Origin of the sequence: Gorillibacterium terrae (assembly GCF_051594785.1) — a bacterium.
GTDB lineage: Bacteria > Bacillota > Bacilli > Paenibacillales > NBRC-103111 > Gorillibacterium.
Map to the genome: position 1 here is coordinate 1,876,146 of NZ_JBPPGI010000001.1, position 22,274 is coordinate 1,898,419.

At 54.0% G+C, this 22,274-nt stretch carries 23 protein-coding genes and 1 pseudogene; 20 read left to right on the forward strand and 4 right to left on the reverse strand.

Annotated elements, in window-relative coordinates; genetic code table 11:
• Positions 1-17: 17 nt before the first annotated feature.
• Positions 18-1,202 (reverse strand): serine hydrolase domain-containing protein, encoded by a 1,185-nt coding sequence (locus tag ACSEXS_RS08295; RefSeq protein ID WP_438432692.1) that lies wholly within the window; start codon positions 1,200-1,202, stop codon positions 18-20.
• Between the two features lie 178 nt (positions 1,203-1,380).
• Here ACSEXS_RS08295 and ACSEXS_RS08300 point away from each other — a divergent pair, with 178 nt between their 5' ends.
• The 3 genes from ACSEXS_RS08300 (at position 1,381) to ACSEXS_RS08310 (ending at position 5,165) form a co-directional block, all read left to right on the forward strand.
• Positions 1,381-1,854 carry a MarR family winged helix-turn-helix transcriptional regulator gene (locus tag ACSEXS_RS08300; protein ID WP_438432693.1) on the forward strand — a complete coding sequence of 158 codons (474 nt, stop codon included), beginning with the start codon at positions 1,381-1,383 and terminating at the stop codon, positions 1,852-1,854.
• A gap of 165 nt (positions 1,855-2,019) precedes the next feature.
• Entirely contained in the window at positions 2,020-3,264 is a 1,245-nt protein-coding gene (locus ACSEXS_RS08305) for an MFS transporter (protein ID WP_438432694.1), read from the forward strand.
• A gap of 83 nt (positions 3,265-3,347) precedes the next feature.
• Entirely contained in the window at positions 3,348-5,165 is a 1,818-nt protein-coding gene (locus ACSEXS_RS08310) for a beta-L-arabinofuranosidase domain-containing protein (RefSeq protein WP_438432695.1), read from the forward strand.
• A gap of 49 nt (positions 5,166-5,214) precedes the next feature.
• Here the strand turns inward: ACSEXS_RS08310 and ACSEXS_RS08315 are convergent, their stop codons facing one another.
• Positions 5,215-6,054: a helix-turn-helix transcriptional regulator gene (locus ACSEXS_RS08315; protein WP_438432696.1), complete on the reverse strand. Its 840-nt coding sequence runs from the start codon at positions 6,052-6,054 to the stop codon at positions 5,215-5,217.
• A 122-nt stretch (positions 6,055-6,176) separates the two neighbouring features.
• Between ACSEXS_RS08315 and ACSEXS_RS08320 the strand changes: the two genes are divergently transcribed.
• The 4 genes and pseudogenes from ACSEXS_RS08320 (at position 6,177) to ACSEXS_RS08335 (ending at position 8,480) form a co-directional block, all read left to right on the forward strand.
• Positions 6,177-6,536 (forward strand): hypothetical protein, encoded by a 360-nt coding sequence (locus ACSEXS_RS08320; protein ID WP_438433111.1) that lies wholly within the window; start codon positions 6,177-6,179, stop codon positions 6,534-6,536.
• Positions 6,537-6,546: 10 nt separating this feature from the next.
• Positions 6,547-7,464, forward strand: a complete 918-nt coding sequence (locus ACSEXS_RS08325; RefSeq protein ID WP_438432697.1) for an RCC1 domain-containing protein — start codon at positions 6,547-6,549, stop codon at positions 7,462-7,464.
• Positions 7,461-7,751, forward strand: a pseudogene (locus ACSEXS_RS08330) (nitric oxide dioxygenase); the annotation flags it as partial. The gene ACSEXS_RS08325 and the pseudogene ACSEXS_RS08330, both read left to right, overlap by 4 nt.
• 153 nt (positions 7,752-7,904) lie before the next feature.
• Positions 7,905-8,480: a DUF421 domain-containing protein gene (locus tag ACSEXS_RS08335; protein WP_438432698.1), complete on the forward strand. Its 576-nt coding sequence runs from the start codon at positions 7,905-7,907 to the stop codon at positions 8,478-8,480.
• 69 nt (positions 8,481-8,549) lie between these two features.
• Here the strand turns inward: ACSEXS_RS08335 and map are convergent, their stop codons facing one another.
• Together map and ACSEXS_RS08345 are read right to left on the reverse strand one after the other, a co-directional pair.
• Positions 8,550-9,296, reverse strand: a complete 747-nt coding sequence (gene map, locus ACSEXS_RS08340) for a type I methionyl aminopeptidase (protein WP_438432699.1) — start codon at positions 9,294-9,296, stop codon at positions 8,550-8,552.
• 4 nt (positions 9,297-9,300) lie between these two features.
• Positions 9,301-9,903: a TetR/AcrR family transcriptional regulator gene (locus ACSEXS_RS08345; RefSeq protein ID WP_438432700.1), complete on the reverse strand. Its 603-nt coding sequence runs from the start codon at positions 9,901-9,903 to the stop codon at positions 9,301-9,303.
• Between the two features lie 178 nt (positions 9,904-10,081).
• On the opposite strand from ACSEXS_RS08345, the gene ACSEXS_RS08350 reads away from it, so the two are divergent.
• The 13 genes from ACSEXS_RS08350 (at position 10,082) to ACSEXS_RS08410 (ending at position 22,247) form a co-directional block, all read left to right on the forward strand.
• Positions 10,082-10,552, forward strand: coding sequence for an NUDIX domain-containing protein (locus tag ACSEXS_RS08350; RefSeq protein ID WP_438432701.1), 471 nt, complete (start codon positions 10,082-10,084; stop codon positions 10,550-10,552).
• A gap of 315 nt (positions 10,553-10,867) precedes the next feature.
• Entirely contained in the window at positions 10,868-11,389 is a 522-nt protein-coding gene (locus ACSEXS_RS08355; RefSeq protein WP_500796481.1) for an NfeD family membrane protein, read from the forward strand.
• Positions 11,390-11,412: 23 nt separating this feature from the next.
• Positions 11,413-12,834 carry a flotillin family protein gene (locus tag ACSEXS_RS08360; protein WP_438432703.1) on the forward strand — a complete coding sequence of 474 codons (1,422 nt, stop codon included), beginning with the start codon at positions 11,413-11,415 and terminating at the stop codon, positions 12,832-12,834.
• A gap of 206 nt (positions 12,835-13,040) precedes the next feature.
• Positions 13,041-15,524 carry a glycoside hydrolase family 9 protein gene (locus ACSEXS_RS08365; RefSeq protein ID WP_438432704.1) on the forward strand — a complete coding sequence of 828 codons (2,484 nt, stop codon included), beginning with the start codon at positions 13,041-13,043 and terminating at the stop codon, positions 15,522-15,524.
• Positions 15,525-15,644: 120 nt separating this feature from the next.
• On the forward strand, positions 15,645-16,796 hold the full coding sequence (locus ACSEXS_RS08370) for an epoxide hydrolase family protein (protein WP_438432705.1): 1,152 nt from the start codon (positions 15,645-15,647) through the stop codon (positions 16,794-16,796).
• A 261-nt stretch (positions 16,797-17,057) separates the two neighbouring features.
• On the forward strand, positions 17,058-17,378 hold the full coding sequence (trxA, locus tag ACSEXS_RS08375; RefSeq protein WP_438432706.1) for a thioredoxin: 321 nt from the start codon (positions 17,058-17,060) through the stop codon (positions 17,376-17,378).
• Between the two features lie 34 nt (positions 17,379-17,412).
• Positions 17,413-17,802 carry a rhodanese-like domain-containing protein gene (locus tag ACSEXS_RS08380; protein ID WP_438432707.1) on the forward strand — a complete coding sequence of 130 codons (390 nt, stop codon included), beginning with the start codon at positions 17,413-17,415 and terminating at the stop codon, positions 17,800-17,802.
• 64 nt (positions 17,803-17,866) lie between these two features.
• Positions 17,867-18,574 carry a hypothetical protein gene (locus tag ACSEXS_RS08385; protein WP_438432708.1) on the forward strand — a complete coding sequence of 236 codons (708 nt, stop codon included), beginning with the start codon at positions 17,867-17,869 and terminating at the stop codon, positions 18,572-18,574.
• Positions 18,567-19,283: a cytochrome c biogenesis CcdA family protein gene (locus ACSEXS_RS08390; RefSeq protein WP_438432709.1), complete on the forward strand. Its 717-nt coding sequence runs from the start codon at positions 18,567-18,569 to the stop codon at positions 19,281-19,283. The genes ACSEXS_RS08385 and ACSEXS_RS08390 overlap by 8 nt, the downstream gene beginning before the upstream one ends.
• A gap of 14 nt (positions 19,284-19,297) precedes the next feature.
• A complete protein-coding gene (locus ACSEXS_RS08395; RefSeq protein WP_438432710.1) occupies positions 19,298-19,870 on the forward strand; it encodes a TlpA family protein disulfide reductase in 573 nt (190 codons plus the stop codon).
• Between the two features lie 216 nt (positions 19,871-20,086).
• The gene (locus ACSEXS_RS08400) at positions 20,087-20,662 is read left to right on the forward strand and encodes a sulfurtransferase TusA family protein (protein WP_438432711.1); all 576 of its coding nucleotides are present in this window, start codon (positions 20,087-20,089) and stop codon (positions 20,660-20,662) included.
• Between the two features lie 24 nt (positions 20,663-20,686).
• Complete coding sequence (locus tag ACSEXS_RS08405) at positions 20,687-21,082, forward strand: DsrE/DsrF/DrsH-like family protein (protein WP_438432712.1); 396 nt, start codon at positions 20,687-20,689, stop codon at positions 21,080-21,082.
• A gap of 46 nt (positions 21,083-21,128) precedes the next feature.
• Complete coding sequence (locus tag ACSEXS_RS08410) at positions 21,129-22,247, forward strand: MBL fold metallo-hydrolase (RefSeq protein ID WP_438433112.1); 1,119 nt, start codon at positions 21,129-21,131, stop codon at positions 22,245-22,247.
• Positions 22,248-22,274 lie beyond the last annotated feature (27 nt).

Sequence of the window (22,274 nt, forward strand, 5' to 3'; positions counted from 1 at the left end):
CTGCTTTGCCGTTTGTCCTAATCCAAACGGGACAAAGCGCTGAAGGCAATATTGCGCAGCTTGCGTGTGATCGGCAGCGTGCCTGCGTCTTTTTTCTGAACCATGAACAGGATGGTGAGCTTATCCTGGGGACTGTTGCAGAAGTACGCCCCGAGCCAGCCGTCCCAGCCATACTCGCCCGGGCTGCCGATCACTCCGGCTTTCCCGGCGTCCGTCAGGATGCGCATCAGGTTCCCAAAGCTGTGGCCGCTTAAGGAATGCCACGGTTCGAAAGCCTTCTGCTGCCCGGCGGTCAACGCGGCCGAAGTCAAATAGCGGACGGTTTTGGGCCGCAGCAGCGAAACGCCGTTTACGCTGCCTTGATTCATCAGCATCGTCGTAAACTTGGCGGCATCTTCGATGGTAGAGGCAAGCCCTGCCCCTCCCGACTCGAAGGCGGGCTTCTGATCCAAAGAGTTGAGAACACCCAGATGGTTCCCCTCGTAAAGCTTTAATCCTTCTTCGCCGCCATCCTGATAAACATTAACGAGGCGGCTTCTTTGTTCTTCGGACAGCCAGAACCCGGTATCCTTCATACCGAGCGGCTCGAAGAATTCCTTTTGCAGAAATTCCCCGAATCTCATTCCGCTTACCGCTTCCACGACCGCACCGAGGACGTCCGCGGATGTCCCGTAGGCCCAGGAGGAACCCGGCTCAAAGGACAGGGGACCCTGGCCCAGACGATTGGCGAATTCCATCGTACTCATCGGGTTCTCCCCATCCAACCGGCGGCCCAACTCTTGGAACAAGGCGGAGGCGTGCTGCCCGGCTAAGCCGGGGCCGTCATAGACCAAGCCCGATGTCATGTTTAACAGATCGTGAATATCCACTTCCCGGCAGGCGGGAACCAGGACCCCGTTGTTCTCGACCTGCGGGTTACTGAAGCCCGGCAGGTAATGGCTTACCGGATCGAATAAATCAAGCTCGCCTCGCTCCAGCAGCAGCATCACGGCAGCAGCGGTAATCGGCTTGGTCATCGAATACAACCGGAAGATCGAATCCCTTGCAATCTTTCGGCCCGTCGCCAGGTCGGCTAAGCCCTCTTCCTGGTAGAACACTTCGCGGCCGTCCTGAATCACCATAAAGTTGGCGCCCGCAATCTCCTTGTTATGAACGCTTGCCCGCAAGGCGTTTTGAAGTTGATCCGTTACATCCTTCATCATCTGCAACCTGCTCCTTCGGAGAAAATAAGAACGCTTACCTCTATGAAACTTACCAAAAATAAAGCCAAAAGGATACCTCCATATTTCGATATAAAGGTGGTCGGATTTGGAGCATATGGCCCGTTTCCTTGAAATTGAATATACTAGAGGTATGGCACCAAGGCGGGGAGGAGCGGTCATGAACAAGGACGAGTTGGTCTTGAGGAAGTTCAGGGATTTGTTTAATAAAATGACCTGGCTGAATAAAGAGAAGATGGAAGACGTTCTTAAAGGGTATAGACCCTCCGAAGTTCATTGCATCGAATTCATTGAAAAGAATGCGGATTCCAACGTGACCAAGCTTTCGGAGTCGCTCTATATGACGAGAAGCGCCATCAGTAAGCTGATGAAGAAGCTCATGGAGCAAGGTCTGATCGAGAGCTATCAGAAGCCGGATAATAAGAAAGAGATCTACTTTCGGCTAACGGAGCAAGGCAGAGTGATCTATAACCTCCACGAGGAGTTGCACCAGGAGTTTCGGGAGCGGGATAGATCCGTCTTTAGCCAAGTAACCGAGGACCAATTCGACCTCATGCTGGGCTTCATTGAACGGTACAGCCGGCATTTGGATACGGAAATTAAGAAGCAGGGGATCGGTGTGAAGCCGGAATAATGGCTATCCTGCACTAGCAAGGAAACGAAACGCAGTCCGGGCTCAAGAATCGGGCTGCTTTTTTATGCCGCTATTTTTGTTGACAAGGAAACAAAGCCGTGGTAAGAATGGATTATCATTTTTGTTTCCTGGGAATCAAAAATGCTTCGGAAAGGAGAATTGCTCATGTTCAAAAATCAACCTCGGCAGGAACGGACGGCGGAATCGGCCGTCGATAAACATGCTTTGCTGTTCGGTCTTATTTCCGTGTTTCTGTGCGGAATCGGCTTCAGCATCATCGCGCCGGTTGTTCCGTTTTTGGTGCAGCCCTATACGGGCAATCCGGCGCAACAGGCGACCATGGTTACGCTGTTGACCTCGGTTTATGCCGTTTGCGTATTCTTTGCGGCCCCCGTCCTTGGAGCGTTAAGCGACCGGTATGGCCGCCGTCCCTTGCTTTTGGTATGCCTTTTGGGTTCGGCAACCGGGTACTTCGTGTTCGGCATAGGCGGGGCTCTCTGGGTATTGTTTGCGGGGCGAATCCTGGAAGGGATAACCGGCGGGAGCATCGGCACGATCTTTGCTTATTTTGCCGACATCATTCCGCCGGGGCAGAGAACCAAGTACTTCGGTTGGGCGAGTGCGGTCGTGGGGGTGGGCTCCGTGATCGGTCCGACGCTGGGCGGCTTGCTTGCCAAGTTCGGCAACTCCGTCCCCTTGTATTTCGGGGCGGTCATTACGCTCATCAATGCAGTTTATGGATGGTGCTTTATGCCCGAGAGTCTCGGCAAGAAGCACAGGTTGAACAAGATTCCCTTGGCGCGGCTTAATCCGTTTATCCAGCTCGCCGGTCTCCTTTCCACGAGGAGTTTAAACAGGCTGTTGGTCTCCGCATTCCTGCTATGGATTCCGGGCGGAGCTTTACAGGCTGTGTTTTCCCAATTTACCCTGGACACGTTCCATTGGAAGCCGGCGCTCATCGGACTCCTGTTTTCCATTATGGGCTTCCAAGACATCGTCTCGCAGGGTCTGATCATGCCGAGGCTGTTGATCAAACGGAGCGATAAACAGATTGCCGTTCTCGGGATGGTTTCGGAGATGATCGGCTATGGCCTTATTGCCGCATCGGCCTTGTTCGTCTTCTATCCTTTTCTCATTGCCGGAATGTTTGTATTCGGTTTTGGAGATTCGATCTTCGGGCCTTCCTTCAACGGGATGCTCTCCAAAGCGGTCGTTTCGAGCGAACAAGGCAGGATTCAAGGAGGCAGCCAATCCATTCAGGCTTTGGCAAGAATACTTGGGCCGATCGCCGGAGGTCAACTTTACGTCTCCCTGGGGCATGCCGCGCCCGCTTTTATGGGCATGGTCCTGATCGCGGCGGCCATACCCGTTTTATCGAAGAGACTCCTGGATTTTCGCAACCTTTCCTAGGCTTTTGTCTACCGACATGGCGGGCGATCCCGGCTATGATGAACCCAGGGAAGACGATCTTGTTCCAAATGGAGGATATAGCCATGCTAAGAGCAATCGATAAGCGAAAGGTAACGCTGCTGCCGGGGATTTTTCGGGAGAGAATGGCGGTTAACCGGGAGTACCTGATGGAGCTGGACAGCCAGTGTCTGCTGCAGAATTTCTATCTGGAGGCCGGGATTGTCATGCCGGGGCTTCAAGTGGTGGACGATCCGGCGACGGCCAACCTGCATTGGGGCTGGGAAGCTCCCACCTGTCAGCTCAGGGGGCATTTTCTGGGGCATTGGCTCTCCGCTGCGGCGGCCTATGTGGCCTCGGATCAGGATATGGAACTCAAGGCCAAGCTCGATAAGATCGTGTCCGAGCTGGCCCGATGCCAGGAGCTGAACGGTGGGGAGTGGATGGGCTCCTTCCCGGAAAAATACTTTCAAAAGCTGGCGGATAACCGGTATATCTGGTCGCCGCAGTATGTCATGCATAAAACCATCATGGGGCTAACCCACGCCTATACGGACGCGGGCAACGCACAGGCGCTGGAAATCCTGGATCGGCTGAGCGACTGGTACATCCGCTGGACCGATGCGATGCAATCGGTGAACCCGCACGCTGTCTACAGCGGCGAGGAAGGCGGAATGCTGGAGATTTGGACCAGCCTGTATGCCATCACCAAACAGGAGAAGTACCTGACCTTGGCGGAGCGCTACGGCAACCCCGGGTTATTCGGAAAGCTGCTGGAGGGCAAAGACGCGCTGACCAACTGTCATTCGAACGCAAGCATTCCGCTCTCTCACGGGGCCGCCAAGCTATATGATGTCACGGGCGAGGAGAAGTGGCGCACGATTACCGAGCAATTCTGGAGAAATGCGGTCACGGACCGGGGAGCGTATTGCACGTGCGGCCATAATGCGGGGGAATTTTGGGTGCCGCCGTTTAAGCACGGGCAGTTTCTCAGCGAGACCAACCAGGAATTCTGTACGGTCTACAACATGGTCCGAACCGCGTCCTATCTGTTTAGATGGACAAGCCGACCGGAGTATGCGGATTATATCGAGCGGAGCCTGTACAACGGGTTCCTGGCTCAGCAGCACGCGCAGACGGGAATGCCGACTTATTTCCTGCCGCTTACGGCGGGAAGCCGGAAAAAGTGGGGAAGCAAAACCCGGGATTTCTGGTGCTGCCACGGCACCATGGTTCAGGCGCAGGCGCTCTATCCCGAGCTGATATACTACGAGGACCCCGAGGCCGGCAAGCTGATCGTCAGCCAGTACATTCCTTCCCGATTGAGCTATCGCCGCGGCGAAGCGGAGATCTGCTTCGAGCAGACGACCGATATGAAATATTACAACGACCAGGCGTTCTTCGACGAGCGCGACGACAGCCAACTGTCCAGATGGGCCTTGAAGTTTACGGTCACCGCATCTTCGCCCGCCGCCTTTTCCTTGCTGTTCCGCGTACCCGGCTGGGTGAAGGGGAAGCCGACGGTCCAGATTAACGGCGAGTCCGTTGACGCGCCCGAGATCCGCGACGGCTACCTGAGTCTCACCCGGGAATGGACGAACGATACGATCCGGATCTTCTTCCCGAGCGGCCTGGTGATGGAAGCCCTGCCCGATATGCCGGAGCTGGCCGCCATCGTCGACGGACCGATTGTCCTTGCGGGGCTGACCGACCGCGACTGCGGACTGACAGGCGATTTCAACAACCCGCGGGAATTCCTGATGCCGCAGACCGAGCATACTTATGCCACGTATCCCTGGAAACAGAACAGCTACCGGACCCGTCATCAGCATCCCAATATCCTGTTCAAGCCGTTGTATGACATCACTGACGAGGTCTACACGGTTTATTTCACCCGCAAATAAGAACAGACATCCCAGAGACCGCCCCGTCTATCCTTGACTACGGGGCGGTTTAGGTTTTGTGAAAAGCGCTTTTGTACTGCATAGGGGTCAATCCCTCGTACTTTTTGAACACCTTCATGAAGTATTTTTCATCCCGGAATCCGCACGAATAGGCGGCCTCCTTGATGCTGACGTTATTGCTCGACAGAAGATTCTTGGATATCTCGACCCTCGATCTGTTCAGGTAGTGCATCAGGGTCAAGCCTGTTTCTTTCTTGAACAGGGAGGACAGGTAGTCGGCATTGTAGTGAAATTCTTCGGCGATCTCCCCCAGGGAAAGCGGCTTATGGCAATTGGACTTCACCCATTCTAGGAGCCTGTAAACGACCGGCGAAAGGTCGCGGTTGCGAGGATGGCGGCTGTCGAGAAACTCCTGCGTCATCTCCATCAGCAGCAGACTCAATGCGCAGGTGAGAATCGCTTCGGTATAGAGGGCTTCCTGACGCGAAAAGTCAATCAACTGCCGGAACAGCAGGCCGATGCGCTGAACGCCGGCGGGCGTGCCGTGTTCGGGAATGAAGTAGGCGAAGGCTTCCGGAAGCGGGCCGTCCGTCGAACCGGTTTGCCAGGGGGCTTCGGACGAAAAATGCACCCACAAATACGACAGCTTTCCGGTGGAGGCCCGGTGACCGTAATGTTCTTCTCCTTCCCGAAGGAACATGTATTGTCCCGAAGCGACCGAATGGGGGGCCCCCGATTGCGTGATGTATAAAGTGCCCTCGAGCACGAGGATCAGGACATGGCAAGTCATGATGCGCCGGTGATGCAAAAAACCGTCGCGGCTCATCAGATTGCCGCAGGTGTAATAGCGAAGAGGCTTGGATGGACTGGCGGAATAGACAAACTTCATCGGATCATCACCTTGGGGTCAAATGCGGATGCGTAACGGCATTGCTTTTATATGGAATACTATCATATTGTTTAGGTATTATCACACTTGACCTTAATCCAGTAAGAGAGGACGTCATTCCTATGGAAGAGGTATCCGATTCAGTCCGGTTGGAATCCACAAAATCGCTTCAATCGGCCATCCGTAAATCCGAAAATGCCTTGGAGCAAATGACGCAAAAGGCCGCAAATGTCACCTTGCTCCGACATCGGCTCCAGGCGCTGTCCGTGGGCTTGGCCCTGTTGGAAAGCGTTTGGCAGAATCAGCCCCACTCCTGCAGCCGAGAGGAGATAGCTGAAGCCCGCCGAGTGCTTGCCGGGTTGCTTCCTTCCCTGGAGAGAAGCTATGCGAAGTTGAAGGCAGGCAGTCCGCAAAGGACGCTGTTGGAAAGAAGAATGAAGGCTTTGGAGCTGGCCGTGCAGGCAATGGATGATCTTGCCTAAGGGGGAACCCATGGAACGCACAATCGCGATTAACGCGCCAATAGAGGGAAGCCGACGGCTGAACGCTGCGCTGGCGGCGGGTCGTCGTCATAGCGTTGGTCTCACGTCGAATGGAACGGTACTGGCCGCCGGGGACTCCAAACAAGGCGAGTGCCAGGTCAGCGGCTGGCAGGATATCGTGGCCGTAGCGGCAGGCAACGTCCACATGGCGACGAACACCGGCCATGCGCATACCCTCGGTCTTACCTCTGCCGGCACGGTGATGGCTGCCGGTTGGAACAAACATGGTCAATGCGAAGTGAGCGGCTGGCAGGATATCGTGGCCGTTGCGGCGGGGTGGCGTTATTCCATTGGCCTGAAGTCGGATGGTACCTTGACGGCGGTAGGCAGAAGCGAGGAAGGCCAATGCAACGTCAGCGTCTGGAGCGATGTCGTGGCGGTGACGGCAGGCGATTGGCATACCGTCGGGTTAAAAGCGGATGGTACGGTTGTAGCGACGGGGAATAACCGGTATGGCCAATGCGAGGTGAGCAACTGGCAGAACATTGCGGCGGTGGCGGCAGGTTATCTGCATACCGTTGGGTTAAAAGCGGACGGTACGGTCACGGCGGCAGGTTGGAATAAACATCGTCAATGCGAAGTGGGCGATTGGCGCGATATAGTGGCCGTGGCAGCGGGCAGCTCTCATACGATCGGTCTAAGAGCAGACGGCACCGTAATGGCGTTGGGATGGAATGAGCATGGCCAGTGCAAAGTGGACGACTGGCAGGATATCGTGGCGGTGGCGGCGGGATGCGCCCATACGCTCGGGCTAAAAGCGGACGGCACGGTACTGGCCGCAGGACTTAATGACGATGGCCAATGCGAGGTGAGCGGTTGGCGGGATATATTAACGTCATTAACCAAAATTTCTAAAGAGAAAGAGTGAACGGCCCCAAGTTGTCTGCTGAAACCATTCGCATCGTCAAATCCATCGTTCCCGTCTTGGGCACGCACGGAACCGCCATTACGAAGCATTTCTATGAGAGATTGTTCGCCGCCCATTAGGAGCTGCTGAATATCTTTAATCACGCTAATCAAAAACAAGGGAGGCAGCAGGCCGCTCTCGCGAATGCCGTCTATGCCGCCGCTGACCATATTGACAACCTGGAAGCGATCCTGCTCCAGGCGTGGACCGAAGCCTATAGGCTCATCGCTCAGGCCTTCATCGGAGTGGGGCATTTCCGAGGAGAGAATTCACTATGAATTCTTTGGCCCGGCCCGGATTTTGACCGCCTAAGGAAGGGGGCCGAACGCCGAGTCTTGAATTTGATTTTCCGAAGGAATATCGGGAATGCTTTAATCATTGCCGGAAGGGAGGGGATCACCATGGGGATCATCATCGGGAATACGATTCTGCTGGCTTGTATCGGAACGTTTTTTTTAAGAATAGCAGGCCGTAAATCCATATCCCAAATGACCATACCGCAGATCATGATCTTACTGGCCACCGGTACCGTGCTCGGTTCGGAGGTAAGCGGCAAGGGAATGGCGAATACGATCGGGGTCCTGGGAACCTTCATTTTAATCCTCATCCTGATTGAATGGATGACGCTTCGCTCAAAGCGGATCGAAGCCATCTTAAATGGAGAGAGCGTGCCCGTCATTCAGGAAGGTAAATTGGAAATGGCTAATTTGCGCAAGCTTCGAATATCGGTCGATGACCTCGAAAAACGGCTTCGAATGGCAGGGATCTCGCATATAGAAGATGTGAAGTCCGGTACGATTGAAAACAACGGCGAGCTTGGTTATGAGCTGTTCCCCGATGCCAAGCCCATCACCAAAAGAGACATGGAGCTTATGCTGAAAACGTATTTGCCTCAACCCCCAAGGGAGGCTCCATCTCTTTTTTCAGAGGTTCAAAAGGAACCCCATCGTGGCGAAGGTCCTCAACAACTGCAATAACAAAGGCAAATACGGGGCGGCAAAAACCCGGCCGTTAAAAAAACCGCGGAAAACCGCGGTTTTTTGGTCTTATTGGGCAGTCAATATCATCGGGCCATCCGCCGTAAGGGCAATCGTATGCTCGTACTGGGCGGAAAGGGAGCCGTCGGCCGTCCGGGCGGTCCAGCCGTCGGCATCCACCGTCATGAACGGCTTTCCGGCATTCAGCATCGGCTCGATCGTAAAAACCATCCCTTCCTTCAAGCGGAACCCTTTGCCCGGAGTCCCGATATGCATATAGTTCGGCTCCTCATGCAGCTCTCTTCCCACGCCGTGTCCGAGCAGATCGCGCACCACCGAGTATCCGCTTTGCTCGGCATGGCTTTGAACCGCGTGCATCACATCGCCAATCCGGTTGCCGACGACGGCTTTCTCGATCCCCCGGTACAAGCATTCCTTCGTAACCTGCATCAAGCGGCGGGCTTCTTCCGAAACCTTGCCGACCGCGTAACACCAGGCGGAATCGCCGATCCAGCCATCCTTCTCCGCGACGATGTCGATTTTGACGATGTCGCCTTCCTTGAGCGGTTTGCGGTTGGGAAATCCATGCGCGATCACATCGTTGACGGACGCACAGGTCGCAAACGGATAACCGTTGTAGCCCATGGTATACGCCCTGGCGCCATTTTCCTTCAGGAACCGCACCGCGAACGCCTCAATGTCGAGCGTCGTGAGGCCGGGCCGGATCAGATCGGCGACCCCTCGATGAAACGCCGCGACAATTTGGCCGGCTTTTCGCATTTCCTTTATTTCGGCCTTCGATTTCAGAGTAACCATGCCTTTATCGCTCCTTTGCCGGAATGCCCGAAAAGATCATGGCGACGATCCCATCCGCATCCATCTCGCTTTGCATATGGTGGTGAATGTTCAAAGCCACACAGCCGACCAGCGAGCCAAACAGCAGGTTGGCCGTCTTCTCCGGGGTGGGAGACCCGGTTCCTTCCCGGATTCGCTCCACAAACGGCAGATAGATCCGTTCCTGAAATTCGGCAAACAGCTTGCCGAAGCGGTTTCCCGGGAAGTGGTGAAAATTATCCGCAACTGTCTTAAGCAGAATAAAGACGGAAGGGTCCTCGATACACCTCTGCAGGAGCAGCCGGGAGAACGACTTCGCTTGAAGCAAACGATCTCCGTCCTCCGTTAAAGCCGGTCTTACCGCCGACTCCGTCCGGTCCAGCGCCTCCCACAGCAAATCCTCCAGAAGCATGTGCTTGTTTTTGTAATAATGATATACCGTTCCGTAGCCCAGCTCCGCCTGGACGGCAACATCCCGAATTTCCAGTTGAATGCCCTTCTCCAAATAGACCTCTGCCGCCGCTTGCATAATTTGGTTCATCCGCGTTTCCCGGATCGCGTCGTTCTGTTCCTTGGTACGAGGTGACATGGCTCCTCCTTTTTTAGACCTGCGGTAATGTCAATGTAAAATGACTATACCTCCTTTGGCCGTTAGGATCAAGTGTCAATTTTCTATTTTATCGGAGTCGCAAGCGTTTATGGATAAAAAAGGATTCTTCACAAAATTAGCGAATGCATACGTAAAGCGATTGATAAGGAGTAAAATCATGACCACTAATCAAGAGTTAGTCTTTGGAGAGAAAGCGGCAGGGGTTAGCTATCGGGATCGACCGGGAGTATATGCAGTTATTGAAACAGAAGGGAAAGTAGCTGTTATCACGACGAGAGAACGCGTGTTTTTACCCGGAGGCGGACTGGAAGGAGAAGAAACCCATTACGATTGCCTCCGAAGAGAGTGTGCGGAGGAGCTGGGATGCCACATTGAAGTCAGAGATTATATCGGTAAAGCTTCCCAGTATGCAATTTCATTTAAGAATAAGGAGCCTCTACGATTAATTGGACATTTTTACGCGGCCAAGATAACGGGGACGAATGCTTTGAAGATTGAAGAGGACCATGAACTGGTATGGATTTCGGCAGACGAAGCGGTCGATCGGATGTATGTGGAGTTCCAAGCCTGGGCAATCCAAGAATATCTTCACCTTACGAAATTCAGAGCCAGTATCCACACTCTGTGAAGGGACTCGGCTGCTGCCGACCGCATGCGAAAAACCGAGCATTAAGCAGAAAAACAATCAATTGCTTAAGAGAGAAGGCAAAGAATGCGTTTTCATTCAAGGCGGGCGCTTTTTTATGGTTCCTTATTCCATACGCCGAATTTTACAAGAAACGGTAACCGGCGTAAGATTCAGACAACAACCCCGTAAGCCTCGATGAGAGAGGATGAGCGCCCATGATCGTGTAACCGACCACGGAGAGCCCTGCCGCTGCTGTGGTCTTTTTGCTGTACCCCAATTGCTGGAAAGGAGAGATTCATTATCGTTCCCGTATTTATCGTATGCTTCTGGGTAGGGTTGCTGCTTCTGCTCAGCGGCGGGTTTCACGGCCATGGCTTGGCCGGACATCTGCACGCGGGCGGCGGAGATGCCGGCGGTCCGGGCTTCGTGCCCATCCTCCCTCTAATGGTGTTTGTCACGGTTTGGGGCGGCACGGGTTATGCGCTCACCCGGTTCAGTTCCATGAGCATGCCTTCGGTACTGTTAAGCTGCACGGCGGTCGCTTTGCTGCTCGGCTGTCTCCTGTATGCGGTGCTGGCCCGGTTGATGCGGCGATACGACAACAGCATGAATGAACTGGAGTATGATCCAACCGGTCACCTCGGGTACATCAGCATTGCGGCGGCGGACGGGTCGGTCGGCGAAATGAAATATGTTCTGCATGGAACGATGCGTTCCATGGGAGTGCGGGCCGAGCCCGGCCAGCAGCTCGCCAAGGGGGACAAGGTGATTATCTTGCGGGTGGACAAAGGCATGGCGGCCGTAACCCTCTTCGAGAGGGACATCGACCGAATCTAAACGAACAGGAAGTGTCGTAGCGAATGGTTATTCTGTACTCCATCGCAGCCATTGTTGTGGTTGTCCTGCTGGCCTTATTCAGCATCGTGAACGCTTATAAGAAGGTTCCGCCCAATCAGGCGATGATCGTGTATGGCCTCGGCGGGAAACGGGTGGTGCAGGGCGGCGGGACGTTCGTCATTCCCGGCTTCCAGAACAACAAGACGATCTCCATGATGCTGATGAGCTTCGATGTCATCCCGGCGCAGGCGATGTTCTCCCGGCAAGGGATCAAGCTTAACCTGGAGGCGGTGGCACAGATTAAGATCAAAAGCGATCCCACCGCCATTCTGACCGCGAGCGAGCAGTTTATCGACCGGCCGGAGGAGGACCGCGAGACGATCATCCTGCATTCGGTGGAGGGCCACCTGCGTGGTTTGATCGGGCAATTGTCCGTCGAAGCGATCTTGAAGACGCCCGACGAAATCAACAGCAAGATGCGGGAGACCTGCTCGGAGGACCTCGACAAGATGGGGCTTGAGGTGGTCAGCTTCACCATCAAGAAAATTACCGACGACAAAGGATATATCGACAATATGGGGGTGCCGGAAATTGAGCGCATCCGCCGCGATGCCAGCATTGCCAAGGCAGAAGCGGAACGCGACATCCGGATCAAGCAGGCCGAGGCGGAGAAGGAATCCTCCATCGCTCAAGCCAATGCGCATCAGGCGACCATCGAAGCCGAAACCGCTGCCCGCGCCAAGGAATCGCTGTTCGAGAAGGAGCTGAACATCAAGCAGGCGGACTTTAAGCTGGAGACGGAGGTCAAGAAAGCGCAGGCGGACCTTGCGTATGAGCTGCAGCAGAACAAGATCAAGCAATCGCTGGTAACCGAGCAGGTCAAGATCAAGCAGATGGAATCCGAGGCCAACCGGAACGTCCGTGAAATCGAGGTCGAGCTGAGGCAGAAGGAGCTGGAGGCCACGGTCATCAAGCCTGCCCAGGCAGAAAACCAGGCGACCATTATGAGAGCGGAGGCCGCCAAGCAGCGGCAAATTCTGGAGGCGGAAGCCGAGGCCGCCGCGACGACCAAACGCGGACTCGCTACGGCGGAAGCCGAGCTGGCGAAGGGGAAGGCCAATGCGGAGATCGTTCAACTGGCCGGTGCAGCGGAAGCGGTGGCGCTCGAGAAGAAGGCCGAAGCCTACAAGCAGTTCACACAAGCCGCGCTGACCGTGGAATTCCTCAAGATCCTGCCGGAGCTGGCTGAGAAAATCGCTTCCCCGCTGGCCAAGGTCGATAAGATTACCGTCGTGTCGCAGGATGGAACTACTTCGGGCGTGAACAAAATTACCGGCGACATCGCCAAAATCATGGCCCAGGTTCCCGAGCTGACCCAGACGCTTACCGGCATGAACGTAACGGAGGCGCTCAGCGGGCTGCTTGGCCGGGGAAAAGAGCAGTAAAACGGGGAGGAAGCAGGAGAGGGAGAACGGGGATGTGTTTTCTCCCTCCTGCTGGTTGGCCTCACGATTGGGGAGAAGCTCATCTGTAAAGTCGCAGACTATGCGGCTTTTTTCTTTTGGGCTTTATCCGATTAATTTTTCTTTGCAGTGAGGTTTGGTTACTATATTATCATCAATATCAGGAATTCACCTAAGGAGGCAGCAGGATGAGTCAGGGAAGCGGTTCCAATTCCTCGGATAAACCGGGATTCAAGTTAAATCAAGCAAAAGGCTATTTTGAAAGCCTGGGCGTGAATGTGATGGCCTTCGACGACATTTATCCGGAAGGGCATCAATCCGGCGTCAGCATCCTCATGCACGGCAATCGCGTCGCGACCAACGGCGATATCCGGTTTGAACAGACGCCCGGACAATGGCAGCCGGTGCCCAAGCAAGGGAAGCGCGAACTGGATGAAACGGCGAATACGATTACCACAACGCTTGGTTTTCCGGATACATCGAGGCATTTAAAGGGCTTTAATCCGATGATCTATCCGGATTTTCAATTCAACTATCAGGTTATCGTCCAAGGGGAAGGCGAGTCGGTCATCGTTACGGTGGACCTGGATCGGCCGATACCGGATAACTATGTCGGCAAGCTCTGCTTCAACCTGGAACTGTTCCCCGGCGCGCTGGTCGGAAAGCCGTGGATCATGGATTACCGGCAAGGGTTTTTCCCGCAGCAGCCGAACGGCCCCGTTCTATCGCAGCCGACCAACTATTCGCAGATCGGGAATTTCCGCGAACCCGATGCCCAGGCGGACCCTAAGCTCTTATCGGGCGACCACAAGGGATACAATCCAATCATCGCCGATGACCTCATTGCCGAACCGTACGCCGTGGGCAGACGGTTTACCGTGCGGCCCGACGATCCCTATAATCGCTTTACCGTTGAAAGCAAGGGAACGGAGCTGAAGTTACACGACGGACGCCTGAACCACAACAACGGCTGGTTTGTGCTCAGCAGCGAAGTCCCCGCCGGTGCCACCCGGCAGGCGATTCAATGGGTGATTACTCCCCATGTCGTCGAGGACTGGATCTATCCGGCCGTCGTGCAAACCTCGCAGGTGGGCTACCATCCGAGCCAAACGAAGACGGCGATCATTGAACTCGACCCGCGGGATAGCGAGCGCGAGACCCCCGTTCTGTTCCGAATCACCGAGGAAGGCGAGAACCCGGTTTTCTCGTCCGAAGGACAAGAGTGGGGCCCCTTCCTCCGCTATCGCTACTTGAAATTCGACTTTACCGATATCCGGGAAGAAGGGTTATACCGGGTTCAGTACGGTTCGTCCGCATCGGCGATTTTCCGGATCGCCCGCGATGTGTACGACCGGGGCGTCTGGCAGCCCGTGCTGGAATATTTCCTTCCTGTCCAGATGTGCCACATGCGGGTGAGCGAGAAATACCGGGTATGGCACGGCCATTGCCATGAAGAGGACGCCCGGATGGCTCCGCTCAATCTCAATCACTTTGACGGGTATACTCAAGGTCCTTCTACTTTAACCAAGTACGATCCGGGCGACTTTGTTCCGGGGCTGAATGTGGGCGGCTGGCACGATGCCGGGGATTTTGACCTTCGAGTGGAGTCCCAGTCGGCCGAATTCTATACCCTGGCCCTGGCGTACGAAGCCTTCCAGGTTCACTACGATGCCACGACCATCGACCAAGACAACCAAATCGTCGAAATCCACCAACCCGATGGCAAGAACGACATCTTGCAGCAGATCGAGCACGGCGTTCTGTCCGTCGTAGCGGGCTATCGCGCATTGGGTCGGCTCTATCGGGGAATTATCGAAAGCGACCTTCGGCAGTATGTACACCTCGGCGACAGCGCGAGCATGACACCGGGCCGTTGGGTGTTTACCGAAGAGAATCCTGCGCGCGAACTGACGACCGCCGCTCACCTGGCAGCCGCTTCCCGCGCTTTGAAAGACTTCAACCCCGCCTTAAGCGATGAGTCCTTAGCGGCGGCCTGTGAGCTGTTCAAGGCTACGGATGGGACAGGCAAGGCTCGAATGGCCAAGCTCCATGCCGCAACCGAATTGTTCCTGACCACCGGCGAATCGGAATACAGCGACTATTTACGCTCGGAAGCGGATTTTATCGCCAAGTCGATGGACAAGGCAGGCTGGTTTATCGCCCGAGCCGAAGCCAGGATGGGCGACCCTGCTTTCACCCAAACGATTCGCACTGCCCTGCCGGCATTGAAAGAACAAATTGCGCGGCTCAGTGCCGAGACGCCGTACGGAATTCCATATCGGCCGCATATCTGGGGCGCGGGTTGGGGAATCCAGCGACTGGCATACGAGTACTATTTCCTGCATCGGGCTTATCCCGATCTGTTCGATTCCGAGCTGATATTCCATGCGCTGAACTTTGTCCTGGGCTGTCATCCTGGCTCCAATACGATGTCGTTTGCATCCGGCGTTGGCGCCAAATCGGCAACGGTCGGGTATGGACTCAATCGGGCCGACTGGTCGTATATTCCCGGCGGCGTCATTTCGGGCACAGCGCTGATCCATCCCGATTTCCCGGAGCTGCTGGAGTTTCCTTACTTGTGGCAGCAGGTGGAATATGTGCTCGGAGGCGGCTCTTCGCATTTCATGTTTATCGCATTAGCGGCGCAGCAGCTTACCGCCGGAAAGGAATAGACGAGTGAAACTCAAGGTCTTCGGCGGGAAAATGAAGTAACCGGTAAGCGAACCGCATTGTACTCCTTGCGGTCAAGGGCTATCATGGGTCGTAGACCAACCATAGGGAGGAAGGACGTTATGGCCGTCGAACGGTTTCATATTCGCATTGCGGACGAAGTCCTGGATGATTTAAAAAGAAGACTCCAGCATACCCGCTGGCCGGAGCAACCCGTAAGCTCGGGCTGGGAGCGGGGAACGGATTTGACTTACTTAAAATCCCTGGTTTCGTATTGGCGGGACCGGTACGATTGGCGCGAGCAGGAAGCCAAGCTGAACCGTTTCTCTCAGTTTCGCTGCAGCATCGATGGACGGGATGTGCATTTTGTTCATGAACGCGGCAAGGGGCCCCATCCGATGCCGCTTATTCTGACTCATGGATGGCCGGACAGTTACCTGAGGTACCAGAAGGTCATTCCCCTCCTGACAGACCCGGCGAGCTACGGCGGCGACCCGGAGGATTCCTTCGATGTCATTGTTCCTTCCATACCCGGAATGGGGTTCTCCGGCAGTCCGGATCATCCCGGCGTCAACAACGCTCAGGTCTCCGAGAAGTGGGCAACCTTAATGACCAGAGAATTAGGCTACGATAAATTTGCCGCAGCCGGCGGAGATTTGGGCTCGGGAATCACCCGGTATCTGGCCTATCATCACCCGGAGCTAGTATATGGAATCCACTTGACGGATATTGGCATCCTCAGAGACCTTCTAGCGCATCGGGAGCCGGAGAAGCTGTCCGAAGAAGAGCGTCGCTATAAGGAGAAAGCAGCGGAATGGATTTCCCAAGAAGGCGGGTACATGTCGATCCAATCGACGCGGCCCCAGTCCCTGTCGTATGGACTATCGGATTCACCCGTCGGATTAGCGGGTTGGCTTCTGGAAAAATTCCGTGCTTGGAGCGATTGCGGCGGCGACCTTCAGCGAAGATTTACCGAAGACGAGCTCTTGACCCATATCATGATCTATTGGCTGACGAATACGGTAGGAACGGCGGCACATCTGTATTACGAAAATTCCCATTCGCTGCCGCCCTTAGGCTATATCCAAGTACCAACCGGACTTGCCTTGTTCTCGGCTGATATCCTGTTGCCGCCAAAAGATTGGGCGATGCGGAAGTTCAATATCACTCGCTGGACCCAGCTTCCTCGCGGCGGTCATTTTACGGCCATGGAGGAGCCTGAGCTTTTCGCCCGGGAGGTTCGCGCCTTCTATAAGCCATTTCGAGGGAAATAACCGCTTATTACGGCAAGAGAAGGATTGCCGACGGGTCCGCGGGGATGAAGAGCAAGGGGCGGGGAATCCTAAACAGCAGCAGAGCTGGAAGTCATAACCACAGTAAGTGGCTATGACTTCTTTTTCTTATCGACAGTGAGGATAAGTGAACCGGAGACCCGACAAAGGCGGTAGCTTCGGGGTGTTGACACATCGGAGACAAAAGGATAGTATATACATATACCCCTTAGGGTATATAGTCCGATACTGGAGGGAAAAGAGATGGCTATTGTCCATGTAACCGACCGGACCTTCGAACAGGAGGTTCTTCGTGCAACTAAACCTGTGCTGGTGGACTTCTGGGCTCCCTGGTGCGGTCCCTGCCGGATGATCGCTCCGGAGCTTGAACGCCTGGACAAGGAGATGGGGGACAAGGTGACGATCGCGAAAATCAACGTAGATGAAAATTCCACGGTGCCGTCGATTTACAAAATCCAAGGCATCCCCACCCTTAAGCTGTTTAAAGGCGGCCACGACGTAGAAACGGTTGTCGGTTTGCGACCGGGCAGCTATCTGAAGCAAGTCGTTGAAAAGCATCTATAATTGATACCCCTACAGGAGGGAAGGCAGAGGAACCATGAGCACGACTACCGTAATCATCATTGTCCTGGTCGCGTTTTTGGCCTGGATGTTGTATAAACAAGCTGCTCCCGTCAAAGGACTGCACTCGTTAGGCGAACAGGATTTTCGAAAAAAAATGGACGAGAACCGCGACAAACGGCTTTTGGACGTGCGGGAGCCCCATGAATTCAAGCAGGGGCATATCCCCGGGGCGACCAATGTTCCCCTTTCCCAGCTTTCGGGACGGTTCAACGAAATTCCCCGGGACAAACCCCTCTTTTTGTACTGTCAAAGCGGAATGCGAAGCAAGCAGGCGGCAAAGCAGCTGCTGAACAGCGGTTACCCGGATGTGACCCATCTTGTTGGCGGCATCTCCGCCTGGTCCGGCAAGAAAACCAAATCCTAAACACCGATCAAGCAGAGTCCCATCCCGGTACCCTGCTTTCTTTTTTACTGGAAGGAGGATGGACATGAGCACCATCGCTCTTGGACCTTTGCGGATGAGGTCCGATCTGGTTGTGTTCTTTTTGGCCGCTGCCTTTGGCTATCTGATTCTCCGCTTGCGGCTTCGGGGAAGGGAAGGGCATGCCGAAACGGCAGATCTCCTGGTAAACTCGATGCTACTTGGATTGCTCGTCTGGAAATTTAGCATGCTGCTGTTCAACCCTCTTGATACCCTTGCACATCCCCTTTCCCTTCTGTATTTCACAGGTGGAAAAAGGGGAATCTGGCTTGCTCTCGTCGTCGCGTCCGGGTATATCGGGAGACAGCTGAAACACAACCCGACGTTGATGAAGCCGCTGATCAAGGGAGGCTCGATCGCCTATTTGTCTTACCGCCTGGCAGAAGCGGCCATCTTGTGGGGGATAGAAGGAACAGCGGGGATGAGCCGTCCGATTGGGTTGCTGTTGTTTGCCACCCTCGCCGGTTGGGCCTGGCATCGATTCGACGCTCCTCTCCGATCATTCCTAAACGTGGGAATATGGTACTTTATCGGTTCTGTTCTGTTGGAATATCTTCACCCTTACCGGGAAGTTTCCCTGGCAGGACTATCGGTTCATCAGATCCTCTTCGCGCTGATTGCGATTGGATTCGTGCTGCTGGACAGCTTCTTAACCGAGCGGGAGAGGAGAAGACCCGCTAACCGCTATCGCCCTGAGGAGGAAAAGGATGCCTGACGTAACTTGGTTCGCCGCTTTTGCGGCGGGAATGCTGTCCTTTCTCTCGCCGTGCGTGTTCCCGCTGATTCCGGCCTATGTCTCTCAGATGACCGGTTCTACGGTAAAGGGAGGAAGGATAGAGGCGGATAAACGGCTGCTTCTGTTGCGTTCAATCCGTTTTATTTTGGGATTCAGCGCTATTTTTGTTTTGATGGGGGCTTCCGCCACGTTGATCGGCCAGTTTCTCGTTCAATGGCGTCCTCTGATCGAGAAGCTTGGCGGGCTCTTAATCGTTGTGTTTGGTCTGCAGATGGCAGGTCTTCTGAACTTGAAGTTGCTCATGAAGGAAATCCGCTGGCAGGGAAAAGGATTAACCGGGAAGGGAAGCGTGGATTCCTTCTTGATGGGTGTGGCCTTCGGAGCAGGATGGACGCCTTGTGTCGGCCTTGCCCTTTCCTCTATTCTGATGCTGGCCGGTTCGGCGGATACCCTATTCAGCGGCATGGGGCTGTTGCTGGTGTATTCTCTGGGCCTCGGTATTCCGTTTCTCCTCATCTCGTTTCTGATTACCCATTCGCTCGGATATATGAGACGGATCAACCGGCTGCTGCCCCTTCTGTCCACTATCAATGGGTGGATCCTCATCGGAATGGGGGTCCTTCTGTACACGGGGCAACTTCAAAAAATCAGTGCGTGGCTGTCCCGTTTTACCATGATCACGAATTAGGAGACGAACAACCGATGAAAAAGAATGGGATTGCCATCGTGGCTCTGCTCACGCTTATCTTGTGGGGAGCGTTTGACTACCTGAAAAAGGCCGATGGCACGCACTCCGTCGCTTCAGACTCCACGGCAACCGGCACTTTGGCAGAGGAGGGCGTTACTAAAGGCAAGCGGGCTCCGGACTTCCAGCTCACTGACCTGAACGGCAAAACCATACGTCTTTCGGATTACTCCGGCAAGACCGTCTTAGTGAATTTTTGGGCCACGTGGTGTCCCCCTTGCCGGATCGAGATGCCCCACATGGAGGAGTTTTACAGGAAGTATAATGACCAAGATACTGTCATTCTCGGCATCAACTTAACCCATACGGAAAAAAATCTGTCCGAGGTCCAAGCCTTCGTCAGCGACAATGCGTTGACGTTCCCGATCCTTTATGACAAAGACGGAAAAGTCAGCGACCGCTATCAAATCACGGCTTATCCCACGACCTTAGTGGTCGATCCCAGTGGAATCATCCTTAACAAGTTCCAGGGCGCCATCGATTTTGCCACCATGAAGGACGCGTTTCTTACGGCCAACAAAGGAAGCTGATGATTTAAACCGATGCGGCAAATGGCGGGAAGAATCGTTCCTCTCCTGAACGAGTTGACAAAAACCAACCCACACACTATTATACCCATAGGGGTATTGGTATGTGATAAATGTCATACTTCCTCCGAACCGACTAGGGATTAAGGTTCGAAGGAGAGGGAAACACTACCTTCGCCCGAGGAAGCCAAGGAAAAACCATTGAAGGAGGACTTAGCATTGCCGGACATTAAAGCAAATCAGACATTGGATTGCAAAGGATTGGCTTGTCCCATGCCGATCGTAAAAACGAAGAAGGCGATCGACCAACTTGAAGCGGGTCAGGTCATTGAAGTTCAGGCTACGGATAAAGGCTCGCTTGCAGATATGCAGGGTTGGGCCAAAAATACAGGCCACCACTACTTGGGGACAGTCGAAGAAGGCGATGTGCTGAAGCATTACATTCGGAAATCCATTCCGGAAGAGGTCAAGGAAGACAAGAAGCATCCGCATGTCATATCCAATGAAGAGCTGGAAAAAAAATTAACGGGGAACGATAAGTTTACGCTCCTCGATGTACGGGAACCGGCCGAGTACGCCTTTAACCGAATTTCCGGAGCAAGGTCCATCCCGCTTGGAGAGTTGGAAGAACGGCTTCATGAATTGAATCCCGAGGATGAGATTTATGTGATCTGCCGCACCGGCAGCCGGAGTGACTTAGCCTGTCAGTTGTTAGCTGAAAAAGGTTTCTCCAAGATAAAGAATGTTGAACAAGGAATGGCGAATTGGACCGGACCTACCGAAAACCATAATTAATCCAATAACTGGAGGTTGTCAAAATTGAGCACGAAAGTCGCTATGATTGCAAGCCATGGTGGAATGTTTGACGCTTATAAGGTATTTAATATCGCAACGGCTTCGGCGGCAACCGATGCGGAAGTGGCGATTTTCTTTACCTTTGAAGGCTTGAATCTGATTCATAAAGAGGCCCATCATCAGCTTCCGCTTCCAGCCGGTGCCGAACATTTTGCGGAAGGGTTTAAGCAAGCGAATATTCCTTCCATCCCTCAGCTGGTACAAATGGCTCAGGAACTCGGTGTCAAAATCATTGCCTGTCAGATGACGATGGACGTGATGAACCTGACCAAAGAGGACTTTATTGAAGGTATTGAAGTGGGCGGAGCCGTCACCTTCTTGGATTTCGCCAAGGATGCGAACGTCACCTTAACATTTTAGAGAAAAGGGGGAAACGCGAGTGGAGGCCAAAACAGAACTAAAGGCTATGACGGCTAAAGAACTTACCCGAATCGTCCTGTCAAAAGAAGAGTTGTTCATTCTGGACGTCCGGAATGAAACCGACTTTAACGATTGGAAAGTCGAAGGAGAGAGTATTGAAATCATCAATATTCCTTATTTCGACCTGCTGGACGGTGTAGATGCCGCCCTCGAACAGATTCCGGAAGGGAAGAAGCTGCTTGTCGTCTGCGCCAAAGAAGGCTCCTCCAAGTTCGTCGCAGAGCAAATCGCAGAGGCGGGCCGAAGCAACGTGTTCTACCTGTTGGGTGGAATGAAGTCCTGGAGCGAGTATTTGGAACCGGTAAAAATTGGTGAACTGAACGGCGGTGCTCTATATCAATTCATCCGGATCGGAAAAGGCTGCTTATCCTACATGGTGATTTCAAACGGCGAAGCCGCGGTAATTGACTCGCTTCGAATGACGGAGGTCTTCGAGCAATTTGCGAAGGAGCAGGGAGCTCAAATTAAGCACACCCTGGATACTCACCTGCATGCCGATCATATTTCCGGAGGACGCAAGCTGGCGGAACAGACGGGAGCCACCTATTGGTTGCCTCCAAAAGATGCAACGGAAGTAACCTTCGCTTACGAAAAGCTTGAAGAAGGACGGAATATCGCCGTAGGCGACACGACGATCCGGATTCAGCCGGTCTATTCGCCGGGTCATACCATCGGCAGTACATCGTTCATTATTGACGATTTGTACCTGCTGACGGGAGATATTCTCTTTATTGAATCCATCGGCCGTCCCGACCTGGCCGGGAAGGCGGAAGACTGGGTAGGCGACTTGCGCAACACGCTCTATAACCGGTATAAAGATCTTTCCCAGGATCTGATTGTACTGCCGGCTCATTTCGGCAAAGTGACGGAACTCGGCGAGGATGGACGGGTGATGGCGAAACTGTCCGATCTCTATAGAACAAATCCGGGCCTCAACATTCAGGAAGAGGATGTTTTCCGGCGTACGGTCACTGAAAACCTGCCGCCGCAGCCAAACGCCTATCAGAACATCCGTCAAACCAACATGGGGAAGCTTGCCCCAACGGAAGAAGAGCAGCGTGAGATGGAGATTGGTCCAAATCGCTGTGCCGTTCACGATAAATAAGCCGAAAGAAAAAATAGGGGAGGATCC

What these genes read in the sequence shown, in the direction of transcription:
- ACSEXS_RS08305 (WP_438432694.1), top strand. Translation starts at nt 2,020, where the DNA reads ATGTTCAAAAATCAACCTCGGCAGGAACGGACGGCGGAATCGGCCGTC.
- ACSEXS_RS08345 (WP_438432700.1), bottom strand. Translation starts at nt 9,903, where the DNA reads ATGTCACCTCGTACCAAGGAACAGAACGACGCGATCCGGGAAACGCGG.
- ACSEXS_RS08350 (WP_438432701.1), top strand. Translation starts at nt 10,082, where the DNA reads ATGACCACTAATCAAGAGTTAGTCTTTGGAGAGAAAGCGGCAGGGGTT.
- ACSEXS_RS08390 (WP_438432709.1), top strand. Translation starts at nt 18,567, where the DNA reads ATGCCTGACGTAACTTGGTTCGCCGCTTTTGCGGCGGGAATGCTGTCC.
- ACSEXS_RS08365 (WP_438432704.1), top strand. Translation starts at nt 13,041, where the DNA reads ATGAGTCAGGGAAGCGGTTCCAATTCCTCGGATAAACCGGGATTCAAG.
- ACSEXS_RS08310 (WP_438432695.1), top strand. Translation starts at nt 3,348, where the DNA reads ATGCTAAGAGCAATCGATAAGCGAAAGGTAACGCTGCTGCCGGGGATT.
- ACSEXS_RS08295 (WP_438432692.1), bottom strand. Translation starts at nt 1,202, where the DNA reads ATGATGAAGGATGTAACGGATCAACTTCAAAACGCCTTGCGGGCAAGC.
- ACSEXS_RS08320 (WP_438433111.1), top strand. Translation starts at nt 6,177, where the DNA reads ATGGAAGAGGTATCCGATTCAGTCCGGTTGGAATCCACAAAATCGCTT.
- ACSEXS_RS08335 (WP_438432698.1), top strand. Translation starts at nt 7,905, where the DNA reads ATGGGGATCATCATCGGGAATACGATTCTGCTGGCTTGTATCGGAACG.
- ACSEXS_RS08370 (WP_438432705.1), top strand. Translation starts at nt 15,645, where the DNA reads ATGGCCGTCGAACGGTTTCATATTCGCATTGCGGACGAAGTCCTGGAT.
- ACSEXS_RS08360 (WP_438432703.1), top strand. Translation starts at nt 11,413, where the DNA reads ATGGTTATTCTGTACTCCATCGCAGCCATTGTTGTGGTTGTCCTGCTG.
- ACSEXS_RS08300 (WP_438432693.1), top strand. Translation starts at nt 1,381, where the DNA reads ATGAACAAGGACGAGTTGGTCTTGAGGAAGTTCAGGGATTTGTTTAAT.
- ACSEXS_RS08410 (WP_438433112.1), top strand. Translation starts at nt 21,129, where the DNA reads ATGACGGCTAAAGAACTTACCCGAATCGTCCTGTCAAAAGAAGAGTTG.
- ACSEXS_RS08325 (WP_438432697.1), top strand. Translation starts at nt 6,547, where the DNA reads ATGGAACGCACAATCGCGATTAACGCGCCAATAGAGGGAAGCCGACGG.
- map (WP_438432699.1), bottom strand. Translation starts at nt 9,296, where the DNA reads ATGGTTACTCTGAAATCGAAGGCCGAAATAAAGGAAATGCGAAAAGCC.
- ACSEXS_RS08315 (WP_438432696.1), bottom strand. Translation starts at nt 6,054, where the DNA reads ATGAAGTTTGTCTATTCCGCCAGTCCATCCAAGCCTCTTCGCTATTAC.
- ACSEXS_RS08385 (WP_438432708.1), top strand. Translation starts at nt 17,867, where the DNA reads ATGAGCACCATCGCTCTTGGACCTTTGCGGATGAGGTCCGATCTGGTT.
- trxA (WP_438432706.1), top strand. Translation starts at nt 17,058, where the DNA reads ATGGCTATTGTCCATGTAACCGACCGGACCTTCGAACAGGAGGTTCTT.
- ACSEXS_RS08380 (WP_438432707.1), top strand. Translation starts at nt 17,413, where the DNA reads ATGAGCACGACTACCGTAATCATCATTGTCCTGGTCGCGTTTTTGGCC.
- ACSEXS_RS08395 (WP_438432710.1), top strand. Translation starts at nt 19,298, where the DNA reads ATGAAAAAGAATGGGATTGCCATCGTGGCTCTGCTCACGCTTATCTTG.